11 protein-coding genes are annotated in these 14,085 nt (G+C 53.8%); 7 read left to right on the plus strand and 4 right to left on the minus strand.

The window, feature by feature from the left end:
- Positions 1–132 precede the first annotated feature (132 nt).
- The 6 genes from Pla22_RS20350 (at position 133) to Pla22_RS20375 (ending at position 6,518) form a co-directional block, all read left to right on the plus strand.
- Positions 133–1,287: a hypothetical protein gene (locus tag Pla22_RS20350; protein ID WP_146516668.1), complete on the plus strand. Its 1,155-nt coding sequence runs from the start codon at positions 133–135 to the stop codon at positions 1,285–1,287.
- A 217-nt stretch (positions 1,288–1,504) separates the two neighbouring features.
- Positions 1,505–2,512, plus strand: a complete 1,008-nt coding sequence (locus tag Pla22_RS20355) for an AAA family ATPase (RefSeq protein ID WP_146516669.1) — start codon at positions 1,505–1,507, stop codon at positions 2,510–2,512.
- On the plus strand, positions 2,509–3,384 hold the full coding sequence (locus tag Pla22_RS20360) for a DUF58 domain-containing protein (protein WP_146516670.1): 876 nt from the start codon (positions 2,509–2,511) through the stop codon (positions 3,382–3,384). The genes Pla22_RS20355 and Pla22_RS20360 overlap by 4 nt, the downstream gene beginning before the upstream one ends.
- On the plus strand, positions 3,381–4,421 hold the full coding sequence (locus Pla22_RS20365; RefSeq protein WP_146516671.1) for a DUF4381 domain-containing protein: 1,041 nt from the start codon (positions 3,381–3,383) through the stop codon (positions 4,419–4,421). The genes Pla22_RS20360 and Pla22_RS20365 overlap by 4 nt, the downstream gene beginning before the upstream one ends.
- Positions 4,418–5,497 carry a VWA domain-containing protein gene (locus tag Pla22_RS20370; protein ID WP_146516672.1) on the plus strand — a complete coding sequence of 360 codons (1,080 nt, stop codon included), beginning with the start codon at positions 4,418–4,420 and terminating at the stop codon, positions 5,495–5,497. Before Pla22_RS20365 ends, Pla22_RS20370 begins: the two co-directional genes overlap by 4 nt.
- A 10-nt stretch (positions 5,498–5,507) precedes the next feature.
- Positions 5,508–6,518, plus strand: coding sequence for a VWA domain-containing protein (locus Pla22_RS20375; RefSeq protein ID WP_146516673.1), 1,011 nt, complete (start codon positions 5,508–5,510; stop codon positions 6,516–6,518).
- 15 nt (positions 6,519–6,533) lie between these two features.
- Here the strand turns inward: Pla22_RS20375 and Pla22_RS20380 are convergent, their stop codons facing one another.
- Positions 6,534–7,886 carry a Gfo/Idh/MocA family protein gene (locus Pla22_RS20380; RefSeq protein WP_165440771.1) on the minus strand — a complete coding sequence of 451 codons (1,353 nt, stop codon included), beginning with the start codon at positions 7,884–7,886 and terminating at the stop codon, positions 6,534–6,536.
- A gap of 247 nt (positions 7,887–8,133) precedes the next feature.
- The gene (locus Pla22_RS20385; RefSeq protein ID WP_146516675.1) at positions 8,134–9,606 is read right to left on the minus strand and encodes a peptidylprolyl isomerase; all 1,473 of its coding nucleotides are present in this window, start codon (positions 9,604–9,606) and stop codon (positions 8,134–8,136) included.
- 11 nt (positions 9,607–9,617) lie between these two features.
- Here Pla22_RS20385 and Pla22_RS20390 point away from each other — a divergent pair, with 11 nt between their 5' ends.
- Complete coding sequence (locus tag Pla22_RS20390) at positions 9,618–10,469, plus strand: RsmD family RNA methyltransferase (RefSeq protein ID WP_242632207.1); 852 nt, start codon at positions 9,618–9,620, stop codon at positions 10,467–10,469.
- Between the two features lie 124 nt (positions 10,470–10,593).
- Here the strand turns inward: Pla22_RS20390 and Pla22_RS20395 are convergent, their stop codons facing one another.
- Both Pla22_RS20395 and Pla22_RS20400 read right to left on the minus strand, forming a co-directional pair.
- Positions 10,594–12,171 (minus strand): phytoene desaturase family protein, encoded by a 1,578-nt coding sequence (locus Pla22_RS20395; protein WP_146516676.1) that lies wholly within the window; start codon positions 12,169–12,171, stop codon positions 10,594–10,596.
- A 72-nt stretch (positions 12,172–12,243) separates the two neighbouring features.
- A complete protein-coding gene (locus Pla22_RS20400; protein WP_146516677.1) occupies positions 12,244–13,641 on the minus strand; it encodes an aldehyde dehydrogenase family protein in 1,398 nt (465 codons plus the stop codon).
- Positions 13,642–14,085: the final 444 nt, after the last annotated feature.

Here is a 14,085-nt window from a genome sequence, read left to right on the forward strand (position 1 = left end):
AACCTAGGTATTCCCTATAGCCACACGCTACCGCTTTACCGCGACATCCGCTTGGGATTCGTTTCGGTCAGGCTGTGACTGTTGTAGTGATCCTAACGTCTTTCACCTCTTTTTGTCTTCACTGGTACCCTCATGGCGCGTAAGTCTCGACCAAAAAATCGAAACAACGCTGCTGCGTCGAAAAAAAAGCCAAGCGTTGCACAAACGGTTGCTTCCGAGTTGCCTGCGCCATCCGAGGCTGCGCCGTCGGAGGCGACACCACTTCACACCGCACAAGCCGAGCCAGCGCAAGTGGAGCCAGCGCAAGTGGAGCCTGAGCAAGTGGAGGCCACACAAGCTGAGACTTTGCAAGCTGAGCCTCTGCAAGCCGATGCTGCGTCACCTGAATCCACGTCAGTCATAGACGCGATTGGCAATAACACTCGATTGATTGAACGATTGCTCGAGCAAGTAGCAAGCCTGGAATCTCGCTCAAGCGTGCCCCCGTTTGCGAGCGAATCCAACGAAGACTTGCTTGCGGAAATTGCTGCGGCGAACGACGAGATCGCTGAACTTCAACATCGTAACGAGCATCTTCTTGCCGAACGAGGCAAACTCGTCTCGGACCTTCAGGCCCGTGACGCACGTATCAGCGAATTGCAACAGCAATCCGAAGACTTGGCCAAGCGAGCGGCGCACACGCATGTCAACCAAGCCGTCGCGACCAACCAGTCCGGCAGCGTCGATGCGTTGTCGTGGGAAGAACGAAAGCAGTTAATCCTGCGCCAGATGGAAGAAGACACGTTCGATGCGGAACGATTCGTCGAGTCGCTTAGCGGCGGGACCGACGGCGCCGAAGAAGCGGAACCAAAAACCGCTGAAGAACTTATTTCCGACTTGATCGACCAACTGGAACAATCTGAACGAGAACTGGCCGCGAGAAACGATGAGATTGGCGAACTGAAGGCGCTCCTGCAAAACCAATCGGAAACTCGTGACAGCGGTGTCGCGATCGGCGCCGCCGCCATCGCGCAAATGGTGGACTCGGATGAATTGGTCATGCAGGAACGAGAACGGTTGCAAATGCTGCAAGACCAGTGGGAAGAGAAGTTCCGAGCCTGTGAGATCGAAGCATCGCTCGAACGAGCGAAACTTTCGCGTGAACGCCAAGAAGTTTCGCGAATGAACGAAGAATTGCAGGATCAACTCGCTCAACTTCGCCGTAACGAAAAGCAAGACGAGGAAACCGGTGGCGCAACGTCTCGCCGTTGGTTCGCTAAACTCGGCTTATCGGACGACGCGTCTTAGAATCCGCCCGCGAAGGCGAGTCTTGGCTCACGCATGGCGATTTCGCGTCGAAGCTTGTGCCTGCTTCCTTGAGTTTAAAGACATTCACCGCTGCGCCGCGATTGAAATCGGTCGCGGCCGGATCCTTCTGCACGGGGTGTCTCCCGATGCCAAAAACGCGTCTTTGCAGTAACCTGTAGCGAAACCAATTTCGCTTCCCATGTTACTTTGACGCTTCATGTCTGATCTGACCTCACAAGCTGAGCACCCTCAACTTTCCAGCGAAGAGATACGAGTGGCGAGCGAGCCGTTTCGGCGTATCGTCGCCGAGGTTGGCAAAGTCGTTGTCGGCCAAGAGATCCTGATACGCCGCATGCTAACGGCATTACTGGCTGGTGGTCACCTATTGATCGAAGGCGTGCCGGGGCTTGCAAAAACAACGGCTGTTTCATCGCTTGCCAAGGCAGTGCAAACCGACTTCCAGCGATTGCAGTTCACGCCTGACTTGTTGCCCGCCGACCTCATCGGAACTCAAGTCTATCGCCCCCAGGATCAAGCCTTTGTCGTCCAGAAAGGTCCTATCTTTTCAAACCTGATTCTGGCCGACGAAATCAATCGTGCTCCGGCCAAGGTGCAAAGTGCATTGCTTGAAGCGATGCAGGAACGCCAAGTCACGATCGGTAGCGAGACATTCCCACTCGCCGAGCCTTTCTTAGTGATGGCGACGCAGAACCCAGTTGAACAGGAAGGGACCTATCCGTTACCGGAAGCTCAAATGGATCGCTTCTTGATGAAGGTCGTCGTTGATTACCCCAATCGCGATGAAGAGCTGTTAATTCTGAGGCGAATGTCAAAGACCGATAAAACGATCGCACTTAACGCAGTCACGTCCCCCGAGGAAATTCTTTCGGCAAGAAAATACGTCGACCGAATTCACGTCAGCGCCGCAATCGAAGAATACATCGTTGACTTGGTAATGGCTTCGCGGAAACCGGTAGCTTACGGCTTGCAATTGGAAGGTTTTATTCAGTTTGGTGCCTCACCCCGAGCCACCATCAACCTGACCCTATCCGCTAAAGTTGAAGCCTTCCTTGACGGGCGTAGCTTTGTCACCCCACAAGACGTCAAAGCCATCGCGATGGATGTGTTGCGACATCGGATTACGGTTACCTACGAAGCCGAAGCTGAAGAAATGACATCGGAAATGATCGTACAAACGATCCTCGATGGCGTGCGAATCCCATGATCCCCGCCGATGTCATTCGCAACATTCGTCGAATCCAAATCAAGTCGTCTCATATCGTTGACGACTTGCTTGTCGGTCGTTGGCATTCCGCGTTCAAAGGCCGCGGAATGGAATTCGAAGAAGTGCGTCCTTATCAAGTGGGTGACGACGTTCGCTCGATTGACTGGAACGTGACCGCTCGGGCCGGTGAACCGTTCATCAAACTGTTTCGTGAAGAACGCGAAATGTCAGTCGTCCTACTCGTTGACATCAGCCGTTCGCAAGATTTTGGCAGCGTCCATCAAACCAAACGACAACTGGTGACGGAGTTAGCGGCTACTCTCGCCTTCAGCGCCATCAAGAACAATGACAAGGTCGGACTGACCATGTTCTCGGACATGATCGAACAGTCGTTGCCTCCGAGGCAGGGTTCCCGTCACGTTCTTCGGATCATACGCGAACTGCTCTACACCGATCCGGTAGGGACTCGCACCGACATTACCGCAGCGCTTGAACATCTTGGTCGCACGAGTCGTCGACGACGTGTTGTCTTCTTAATCAGTGACTTTCAAGACCAGGGGTACGAACAAGCATTGAAGGTGATGCGACGAAAGCACGACATCATCCCCGTCCTTGTTCGAGACAAACGGGAAAGTGAACTTCCCGCGATGGGCTTGGTGGCTCTTCGCAGTCCAGAAACGGGTCAGATTGTTGAAGTGGACACAACGAGCCGACAATGCCGGGCAAGATTCCACGCGATGATGATTGACAAGCAAAAACGTACCGACCAGATGCTATCCCGATTGCGTCTCGAACCCATTCGGCTTGAGACAGGCGGCGACATGATCGAGCCGCTGACACGCTACTTTGATCGACGTCAAGCCAAGGCATGAATACTCACCTCTATCCCCACCGATGTTTGGTGATCGTGTTATTGATGTGGGTTCTTCCCGGCACGACCTCCGCAGACATCGCGGCCGCTCAACCCACGACGTCTGCTCCTATGCAAACCGTGACCGAGTCGTCCGAACTTGCCGAAGTCACAATCTCGCTTGAACGCGGCGAGATTCAAATCCTAGAGCCATTTGACGTCGTCGTTCGCACCGTCACTCGATCGGGTACCTTCGTTACTATCGACGAAGCGTTTGATGACGAGGTTTCATTTCCGAACCTAGAGATCTTAGACCGCTCTGTTTTTCGCAGCGGTAGCGAAACTTCACCCGAGACAGAGTTCCGGTTTCAAGTGCAAGCATTTCGTACCGGGCAACATACGATTGGCAACATTCCGTTCAATGTAGAGTCCATCGCGAACCAGAACGCTACCGATTCGCTGATGTCACCTTCGCTCGACTTTTCGGTTAAGAGCATCTTACCCGAAGGCCATCAGCCTTCGGAATTACGTGACCTGAAACCCGCTGCATCCACGTCCATTGAAGAAACTTCGACTTGGTGGCTACCTGCGGCCATCTTTCTAGCACTGGTCTTAGCCGCGGCGTTTTGGCGAAGGCGAAAGCGATTAAGCACTGCACGTCAAGCAACCCGATTGATTTCCGAGATTGACGCCTTGGAAAGTTCTGTTCAATCCGGCAACACCGACTACGCGACTGCGATCGATCAACTCTCTCGTTGGATGATCAACTGGATCTCGCAAGTCTGCGGGATCGAAGCGGCAAGCAAGGTGAGTAACGAACTGCTACCGCTGCTGCGGCAACGAGGTTGGGACGATTCCGCGATGCTTGCGCTCCGCGACGTTCTAGACCAGGACACTGCGTACAAGTATGGCGGATTGAAACCAGAATCGTCGACCAATCGTGGCCAGACTTTCAATCATGCTCGACACGTGGTGCGATATAGTATCAGCAAATCGCAACGATCAGACGTTGTTTCGGATCAGGTCGCGACCTCTCAACGTGAGGTGCACGCTAAATGAGCTTGTTCCTTCACCCTTGGTATCTGTTGCTTCTTCTTTTAATTCCGCTGCTGATTTGGTTACGTAAGCGCACTCGAGTCGCCGCGATCGAGTACTCGTCGGTTGTTGAAGGCGTTGAATTCCCTCGAACGCTTCGCCAGCGTTTGGCCTGGTTGCCGACCGCTTTGTCGTTGATCGCGATGACGCTACTGATCATTTCACTTGCTCGTCCGCGGCAAGGCAAAGAACGAACGGTTTACAGTTCCGAGGGCATCGCCATGGAATTAGTAGTCGATCGCAGCGGTAGCATGATGGCGCTTGACTTCATGGTCGAAGGTAGTCGGGTTGATCGCCTGACCGCAGTCAAGAAGGTTGCCAGTGAGTTTGTGCTAGGCGACGAAGACGACGAAACCATGAGTGGCAGGACTAGCGATCGTATTGGATTGGTCGCGTTCGCCGGTTACGCCGACGCCATTACACCACCCACTTTGGATCACTCGTTTCTGGTCAAGTCACTTAACCGAACCCAAATCGCCCATCAGAGCGAGGACGGAACGGCGATTGGCGATGCGTTAGCATTGGCAACCGAAAAGCTCAATTCGCTGAAGTCAAAGACGGACGCTGAAGTGAAAAGCAAAGTCATCATCCTGCTTACCGATGGTGAAAATACTGCGGGCGAACTCGATCCCGAAGCCGCTGCGGAACTGGCCAAAACACTTGGCATTAAGGTTTACACGATCGGCGTTGGAACCAAAGGCCGAGCCCCGTTTCCGGTCCGACGAAATCGTTTAGGCGAGATCATGGTCGATTACATCGAGGTCAACATCGATGAAGAAACACTCACATCCATCGCCAACCTCACTGGTGGAAAGTATTTCCGAGCGACCGACACCGACTCACTGAAGCAGATCTATGCAGAAATCGACGAGCTTGAGCGAACCGAATTTGAAACCGATCGCTTTGTCGACTACCGCGAATGGGCCGTAACGACTTTCACCTTTCGAGGCTGGCGTATCCCTGGCCTAGTGGCGATTGCCAGCCTTTGCATGGCGTTAAGTCTTGCCTTGTCTCAAACTGTTTTTCGGCGTTTGGCTTAAGGAGACAACGATGGATAACCTTCAAATTGGCAACGAGCATTTCATCCCATGGTTTGCGTTGCTCGCCGTGTTCTTCTCGTTGGTCTTGATGGCCGGGTTTTGGCGACGCAAGGTGTCTCGTCGATTCGCAGAATCAAATCAGTGGCAGCGAATGTTCGATCAAAGTGCCTCGACTTGGACGACCGTCGCATCGCTCTTGCTGCTGGTGTCATTGGCGTTTTCTTGGATTGCAGCCTTGGACATTCGCTGGGGACGAGTTTCTCGCGAGGTCCCGCAGCGAGGAATCGAAGTCATTTTCGCTTTGGACGTTTCGCGCAGCATGTTGGCCGAGGACGTTGCTCCTAATCGGCTTGAACGAGCCAAGCAAATGATCAAAGACACGGTTGCCGAGATGGCGGGTGATTCCGTGGGATTAGTTATTTTCGCTGGTGAATCTCGCCAAGCGATTCCCATGACTAGTCACTACGATGATTTCCGCAGTCGGCTCGACGAGATTTCGCCAATCGACATCAGTCGCGGTGGCTCACGTTTGGGAGACGCGATTCGGTCGGCCGAAGATGGCTTTCTAAACTCTGCGTCTAGCAGCCGCGCGATTGTGTTGCTGACCGATGGTGAAGACATGGAAAGCAATCCAGTTCAAGCAGCCAAGACTGCCAAGGATGAAGCCGGCATCACTGTCTTCACGATAGGCTTAGGCGACATGACCAAAGGAGCCAGGATTCCGACCCAACGTGATCGCTATATCGAGTACCAGGGCGAACAGGTGTGGTCCAAGCTTGATGGAAAAGTGCTCGAGCAGATGGCTGAAGCAAGTGGTGGTGCTTACATTCCCGCCGGCACGAAACAGGTCAACATGGCCGATTTCTACAGCTTGTACTTGTCCTCGCTCGAACAAGATGTCCTGGAAACACGAACAGTCGACAATTACGAAGCGCGGTTCCAGTGGTTCGTTGCGCCTGCAATCGCGTTATTAGCAATCTCGCTTTGGCCACGGCGGTCGCGACAACGCCAATCGCATTAGCCCTCGGCTATGTGATCATGACTGACCAAGATCATCCCACTTCACGCTATCCCCGCGATAGCTAGCCACCGTTCCCAGTATCGCCGTCAGCGTACTCTTGGCAGCGTAATCAAGTTCGTTCACCTGTACTCCCTCTCGCAGTGATTTCACGAAATGATCCAACTGCATTTGCTGGCCATTACCCTTGCTAGAGTTTGACGAACTCTGCCAAATCTTTTTGCCAGACAAGTCACGGATCGTTCCCGTCACTAAATCACAAACACCTTTGGATCCGTGAACCGCTTCGATCACACGAAGAGATTTGGAGTGGCGTTGACTCAACGATTGGCGTTGACATTGCAGGAACAACGAAACGCCGCTCGGATAAGTGAATTCGACTGCATGATGATCAAACACATCGGGGCCGCTACCACTTCCTTGCTCTTCCCCATTCACCGCCGGGGAAAGTCCGCCTTGCCCACATGCAATTGCGGGATGATCACCGAAAATATGGTTGAACAGATCTAGTGTTTGGACCTGATGTTCGTTGATCAGATCTCCGCTGTGCGATCGAAAATGTCGCCAATTGCGAAGTTCGTATTCAAGCTGACTTTCTTTATCGCGTTGAGGTTGGACGGGTGAAGTGCTGCCTTTCCAATACGCTTTGGCATACTGAAGATCACCCAGAATGCCACCATGAATCGCATCGACGCATTCCATGGTTCGCAGGTCATGCCGGCGTTGCAATCCGACCGCAACGGAAAGCCCCTTCGACTGCGCAACTTTGCCAGCTTCTAAAATCTGATTCACACCCGCAGCGTCGACTGCTACCGGTCGTTCCATAAAAACCTGCTTGCCGGATTCGACAGCAAGGCTGAAGTGATCAGGTCGAAAGACCGGCGGCGTGGCAAGAATGACCAAGTCAGCATCGCTATCGATAACGCCACGGAAACCGTCCAGGCCTGAAAACCGAGCAACATGATCACAGTCCGCGGGATCGCGTGCGGCGACTCGTCCTTTGATTGTTCGGTAAGCGGTCTGCACCGCGTGCTCAAACATATCGGCCATCGCCACCAACTTCACTCCGTTGGCGGACGTGTCCGATGATGCCGTATTCATCGTCGAAATCGCAGCGGCCGTGCCTCGCCAGCCGCACCCAACCAAACCGATCTTAATCGTGTCGGATCCGATCGCGTGAGCAGCACGTGCAGGGGAAAGCCCCGCACCCGCGATGGCACTGCCTGCCAAAATCAGGCCGCTACCCTGGATGAACTTTCGACGCGTTGGAGCTAGTGAGACGTCAGATCCATCCTTATTTGGCGAAACGAGTTCACTCACACCCGTTTTGTCAGGATCGGACTTTCGGCGACTACGCGAGCGTTTGGACATATAAATTTCGTGTCGAGGTGGGCGTTTCCAACGTGCCACCAGTCTAACCGGCCGTCCCGATTGCGACAAATCACGGCAATTGCCTGGAAATAAGGTAGCATGACACGCCTGGTGAGCTGCTGGTGACGGCGAAAACCGAGTGGCTAGGGCCAGACGTGCCAACATCGTTAGCTGACATCGTTAGCTGACATCGTTAGCTGACATCGTTAGCTGACATCGGCATCCACCAAGGCTTCACACACCGACGTCAATCTTCGTGATCGTGACCTTCGTGATCATGGTCATCGTGATCGTGGCCGTCATGATCATGGCCGTCATGCTGATGAGTGGACTCGGCAGCTTTCTGGGCTGCGCGAATACGGTCTTGTTCAGCTTGCAACGCGGCCCTGACGTCGAAGTACTTCACTTCCGGCAGCGTGTCGGGACGACGCAGCACAGTTGTTTCTAGAATCCGATCCGGCGGCAGTTGCATTTTCTTCTCTTCCGCTTTCTTCGAAGGATCGACTCGTCTCAATCTCGATACCACGTCCATGCCTTCGATCACGCAACCAAAAACAGTTTGCTCACCAAGGTTTGCGACAATCGGCATGTACAAGATGGCGAACTGACTGCTTGCCGAGTTCGGCACAAACTCGCCCGAGGTCGATCCGGGGACGGGCAACTTGGCCATGACGAGATAACCGCGCAAAGCCGTTCGAGTGACTTCCGGATCAAACTCGTCCACTAGAAATTTGCCGCTGCCGCCGCTTCCCAAACCGGACGGGTCGCCGGTGAGGGCAAGCATGTTGTCAACGACCTGATGGAAGTCCAGTCCATCGTAGAACCCTTGTTCCACCAAATTGATGAAGTTTGCAACAGTCGAGGGCGCTTCATTGATAAACAACTCTACGGTGAACTCGCCTTGGGTGGTCACAAACTTCACTCGCGGCAAGTCGTCCGCTTGGGCTTCCTGCTCACGAATTTCGCTTTCCTTCTCCCAACTCTTCTCGAGCTCTTCCAAAGAGATGAACATGCCAATGTCCACCTTCTCCATGTCTTTTCGATCAATGGCCTCGTAGAGCCTTTTCGCGATATCAAACTTTCCAGAGACCAGCGCTGACCGAGCACCCGCCTTGAAAAGTAAAAGATACCTAGCGCCGCCATCAATCAACCGAGCGGCACCCTCAGCGGTAGATAGGTTATAGATCCCGCGTTCAAAGCGATGTTGGATCATCGTCAAAATGTACTGTGCCGCTTCTTCGTTTCCAGTGATCCGACTCAAATCCAAAGCAGCCGTGTACGTTTCGTCCATCAAACTTCGAACTTCATCTCGTTTGACGGTGTAGCTTTCACGATCCGCCTTTGACCTTGCCTCGGCATTGAGATAGCGGGTGTAAATGAGTCGCTGTTGGACGACCGCTGTTTCGAGTTTGTGACGAGCGTCTTCAAAGGCTTTGGTTAGCCGTTCCACTTCGGCAAGATATTCGGGATCGTTCGTGAAATCCTGCTCGGCTTCTGTCGATGCATCGGCCTGCATCGGCCCGGCCCCCGAACCGATCTCGCCCGTGATCGGCGGGCCCAAATCGGGTAGCGCCAATTCGGTAGATTCAGCACCTGAGTCGCTGGAGGTCGAGGGCGCTTCTTGAGCTGACGCCTGCGTGGAAAACAAGCCTAGAAGGGCAAAGATCGCGACCGCGCAGCCACTTGGCAATGTGGGCAGGGAAGAAATTCGTAAAGACATCGGCGACTTTGTTGGGAACAGGAATAACGTATTTTGCCGCGGCAGAGCCCGACTTTGTCGCTCGACGCGGTTGGCATCCGGACATTACGTACTCAGCAGCCAATCGGTTTGCCATCGCCAAGCGATTTGATACCGCTATATTGCCCGCCATGAAAGGTCCAAACTCCAAACGCAACAACTCTGGCAAGAAATCCGGTATCAGCAAGAAGTCGGATTCTGGCAAGAACTCAGCCCCTAAAAATTCGTCCGGCAAGCCAAGCAAGGTGATCAAACCGCTCAAATTGCGCATCATCGGAGGCGATATGCGTGGCCGTACGGTGACTTATCACGGTGCCGACTTCACGCGTCCGATGAAGGACAATATTCGCGAGAACTTGTTCAACATTCTTGGCAGAGCGATCAAGAGTTCAGTCGCGTTCGACTTATTCGCGGGAACCGGCGCGTTGGGATTTGAATCGCTTAGCCGAGGTGCCAGCTCGTGCGTCATGGTCGAACAAAACCGCCAAGCGGTTCGCGAGATCCAAAAAACAGCCGAGACGCTCGACGTTGCTGGTCGGACCAAGATCATCGCCTCGGATACCTTTCGAGTCGCGGGAAGCTTGCTTGCCGTTCCCGCTCAAGACACACCTTGGATCGTCTACCTTTGTCCGCCTTATGCGCTGTGGACGGAAGCGTTCGATCCTTTGATGTTGATCTTGAAAACTGCGATCGCCAACGCGCCTCCGGGCAGCGTGATTGTTACCGAGACCGACAAGACGACTGACCTCGACACGTTTCCACCAGGGGATTGGGACTACCGTACCTACGGCAAGACCACGCTGGGCTTCATCGAACCAGCCAATCGTTGTGGCGCGCTGAGCTGAAAGCTGCGTTGGCCTGAAAGCTGCGTTGGCCTGAAAGCTGCGTTGGCCTGAAAGCCTGCGATGAGCCTACAACGGGCATCGAGTTGGACTTAGACGCAGCGTCTCGGTTGATTTGCCATTTCGTTTAGCTGGCAACTAAAGTGCCGGCTTCGGCGTCTTGGTCAAGAGCGTCAGCGGCAATCCATCCGCTCATCATGACCATGGGCATTCCCGGGCCAGGATGAGCCGCACCGCCAGCCAAGTACAACCCTTTAATATCTCGGCGTCGGTTCGCAGGCTTAAACGCACCCAAGTACTTCCCGTGGCTCGCCAAGCCATAGATGGCTCCGTTGAGAACTCGATATCGGTTATGAATACCTTCGGGTGTCAGTGAAGCCTCCGTCACGATCGCGTCACGAATACCATCCATTCCCGCGGTTCGTTCCAACTTGTTCAAAATCACGTCGCGATACTGAGGCAACATTTCTTTCCAGTTGTGCCCGGGACGCAGGTAGGGTGTGTGGACAAGGATATACAACGCCTCACCGCCCTCGGGTGCCACGCTTGGTTCACTGACCGACGGCGCACAAACATACGCGCTAGGATCCGGTGCTGGCTCACCGCGGTGGTAAATGTAATCAAACTCTTCTTCGGGATCTTTCGAAAACACAAAGTTGTGGTGCAAGAGCTGCTCGTAACGTCGATTGAGCCCCAAGTACAACACGACACCGCTGCAGGCCGGTTCGCGATCATTCTTCTTTTCGAACTGAGCCGATTCTTTCGTTCCTTCCAACAATTCGCGGTAGGTACGAACTGAATCACAATTGCTAACCACAGCATCGCATTGGATGACTTCGCTAGTTGCCGTGACCACTCCGGTGACCTCACCGTTACGGACTTCGATTTTCATGGCATCGGTCCCAGTGCGCACGTCGACTCCCAAACGATCGGACAAGGCGGCTAACCCTTCTGGAATCGCTCGAGTTCCCCCTATGGGATACCAAATCCCCTCATCCGTCTGCATGTGAGCGATGCTGCACAAAACAGCGGGGGACGCGTACGGCGATGATCCGACGTACTGGGTGAAGTGATCCATCATTTGGCATACTCGTTCATCGGGCACATGTGACCGAACGACCGAGGCAACGCTTCGCCCCATTTTGAGCGACAACACATCCTTTAGCACCGCAGCCGAAAATGCGCCGCCGACATCCATCGTGTCTCGCAGTCCACCGACCGAACGCCAGAAAAAGAATCGATCCGAAACGCCGTGCAACTGTTCGCTCATCTTCATGAATCGCTGATAGCCTTCGCCACTGGCTCGCGACTGGGTAAAGCTGTCGATGTTTTGTTGCATCAGATCGACATTAGAAACCAAGTCCAGCACCGTGTTGTCAGCGTCGCTTGCACCGGTCTTGCCGCTGCCTTCAAAGAAACAACGCCACTGCGGATCAAGCTCAAGCATTTTGATGTGATCGTCCACATTCTCGCCAGCTTCGGAAAAGATCCGCTTCAATACACTCGGCAACGTCAAGATGGTCGGCCCCATGTCAAAGCGAAAGCCGTCCTGATGAAGCGCGGCCGCTTTGCCGCCCACCCAATCATTCTTGTCAATCAAAGTCACCTTGTGACCCCGAGCCGCCAAAACGCATGCCGAGGACAAACCCGCCAGTCCACCGCCAATAACAACGACACGCATGGACTTCTTATCGGATGCAATCATGACTGATATTTTTTTGAACGGAGTGTGGTGACAACAAGAAGGCGAAACCCTTTGGATCATTATCCTAAGGAATCAACCTCGCTTCGCCATCTGCCGTAGCGCTGACAATCGTTTTTTCCATCCGCTTCCATGCATTAACGTCAACGCGGCCGTTAAAGTCGCCTGATCGCCGCTTTGCCGAGGCTTCAAGTGCGGCATTAGCTTCCCGTATCGACGGGCAACGACCTTGGGCGTGGTCATCGCTAACAATCCCTCGGCACCCCGAGTGACACCGAATCCGCTGGCGCCTCGCCCACCAAAGGGTAGACGCGGATCGGCCGTGGGAACGATCAAATCGTTGATCACAACTGTCCCCACCTGTAGCTGATCGGCCACCTCACTGGCGCGATCAAGAGGACCGAACACAGACGCGGCCAGTCGAAAGCGGCAATCGTTGATCACCCGAATCGCCTCATTCATATCCTGAACTCGAATTAACGAGATAACTGGCGCGAATAGATCCGAACTTGCAGTTGCCGTGTGGCCATTGGCACCATCCAAGATGACTGGACGTATTCGACCTTTGGACCGTAGGGCCGTTTCGTCAAAATGTTCAAGCAAGTCGACGCAACCGGAAGCAACAGATTTCGCAATCGTATCGCAGACAGTTTCGGCTGCCGAAGGATGCACGCACACTTCGCCGGCATCCTGCAGTCGCTCGCGCAATCGTGGAATGAGCGCATCCATTGTTGCATCAACGGCAATCAAACGCCGTGGTGCGATACACGTTGCACCACTGTTGAACTGCATTCCAAAAACAATTGAATCAGCCGCCCGATCGAGGTCAGCATCAGCGGTAACGATCACGCCGTCGCAACCGCTCAGCTCCATGATCACAGGCGTCAGCGTGCGGGCGGCTTGTGCCATCACTTTTTGCCCCGTTGTTACACCACCCGTTAGAACAATCAAGTCGACGCCTTGGTCGATCGCCGATATCGCAGATTCGTTCGATGAATCGAGCACCGAGATAAACTCACGGGGAACTCCCGCGTCAGTGAACGCTTCGACCAGCAATAAAGTCGCTGCCTCACACCCAACCGCTGGCTTTAAAAGCACTCGATTGCCGGCTGCGAGAGCCTGAGCAGCCTGAACCCCAGGAAGCAACAATGGGTAATTCCAAGCGGCCAGAATCAGAACCTGTCCCATCGGTTGGCGATGGACTTGGCTATGCACTCCCCACAACCAAGCGGGGCGACCGATCGCGCCAAGACGCTTGCTGCGAAGTACCTTGGGACCATTCTTACCGATCCATTTCAAAGCGGCGCAAAGTGGAAAAAGTTCCGCAGTGATGGTTTCGACGGGATCTATCCGCTGATTGCTTGAGCACGAAGCAATCAAGGAATCGGACATGTCGGCGAGCCGTCCAGCAACGTGCGAGAGTGTCTGACAGCGAGCGTGGACGGTCGCTTGGGTCCAAGACCGGTCTGGCAAGAGAGTTTCCGCTCGTTGGGGTCAGTTCTTCACCAATGGCGAAGTCAGGCTAAAAAAAATGCCCCGGTCAGCTGGGGCATTGCCGACCGGGGCGGAGTTTGCGACTGCGGGAGTCGCACTGGGATTTTACCGAACCTGAATCGACTGTCAACTAAATTATCGGTAAAGAACGGCAACGATTCGTACACGTTTGCACACTTTTAACGACTGCGAGATGAAGCTGACGTCGGCGATTCAACCCATTTGGGCAAGTCTTATTGGATACGACTTCAATGCCGCAACGAACCACCAAAGAAATTCGCCTTGCAGTCATCTAGGTACCAGTAGCCCAAACTTCTATAAACTACATTAGTAGAGGAAGAAGTTCCCGCTTGATTTTCGAATCCTGTTTCCTTTTGCCTCGTACGCGTACACATGACTGCAAACGTGACGAGGCGATCCCCA

The organism is Rubripirellula amarantea (assembly GCF_007859865.1).
GTDB classification, from domain to species: Bacteria; Planctomycetota; Planctomycetia; order Pirellulales; family Pirellulaceae; genus Rubripirellula; species Rubripirellula amarantea.

Bases quoted from the DNA above. Each gene is read 5' to 3' on its own strand.
- Pla22_RS20380 (WP_165440771.1), bottom strand. From the start codon at position 7,886: ATGTCCAAACGCTCGCGTAGTCGCCGAAAGTCCGATCCTGACAAAACG.
- Pla22_RS20365 (WP_146516671.1), top strand. From the start codon at position 3,381: ATGAATACTCACCTCTATCCCCACCGATGTTTGGTGATCGTGTTATTG.
- Pla22_RS20375 (WP_146516673.1), top strand. From the start codon at position 5,508: ATGGATAACCTTCAAATTGGCAACGAGCATTTCATCCCATGGTTTGCG.
- Pla22_RS20360 (WP_146516670.1), top strand. From the start codon at position 2,509: ATGATCCCCGCCGATGTCATTCGCAACATTCGTCGAATCCAAATCAAG.
- Pla22_RS20350 (WP_146516668.1), top strand. From the start codon at position 133: ATGGCGCGTAAGTCTCGACCAAAAAATCGAAACAACGCTGCTGCGTCG.
- Pla22_RS20395 (WP_146516676.1), bottom strand. From the start codon at position 12,171: ATGATTGCATCCGATAAGAAGTCCATGCGTGTCGTTGTTATTGGCGGT.
- Pla22_RS20370 (WP_146516672.1), top strand. From the start codon at position 4,418: ATGAGCTTGTTCCTTCACCCTTGGTATCTGTTGCTTCTTCTTTTAATT.
- Pla22_RS20355 (WP_146516669.1), top strand. From the start codon at position 1,505: ATGTCTGATCTGACCTCACAAGCTGAGCACCCTCAACTTTCCAGCGAA.
- Pla22_RS20385 (WP_146516675.1), bottom strand. From the start codon at position 9,606: ATGTCTTTACGAATTTCTTCCCTGCCCACATTGCCAAGTGGCTGCGCG.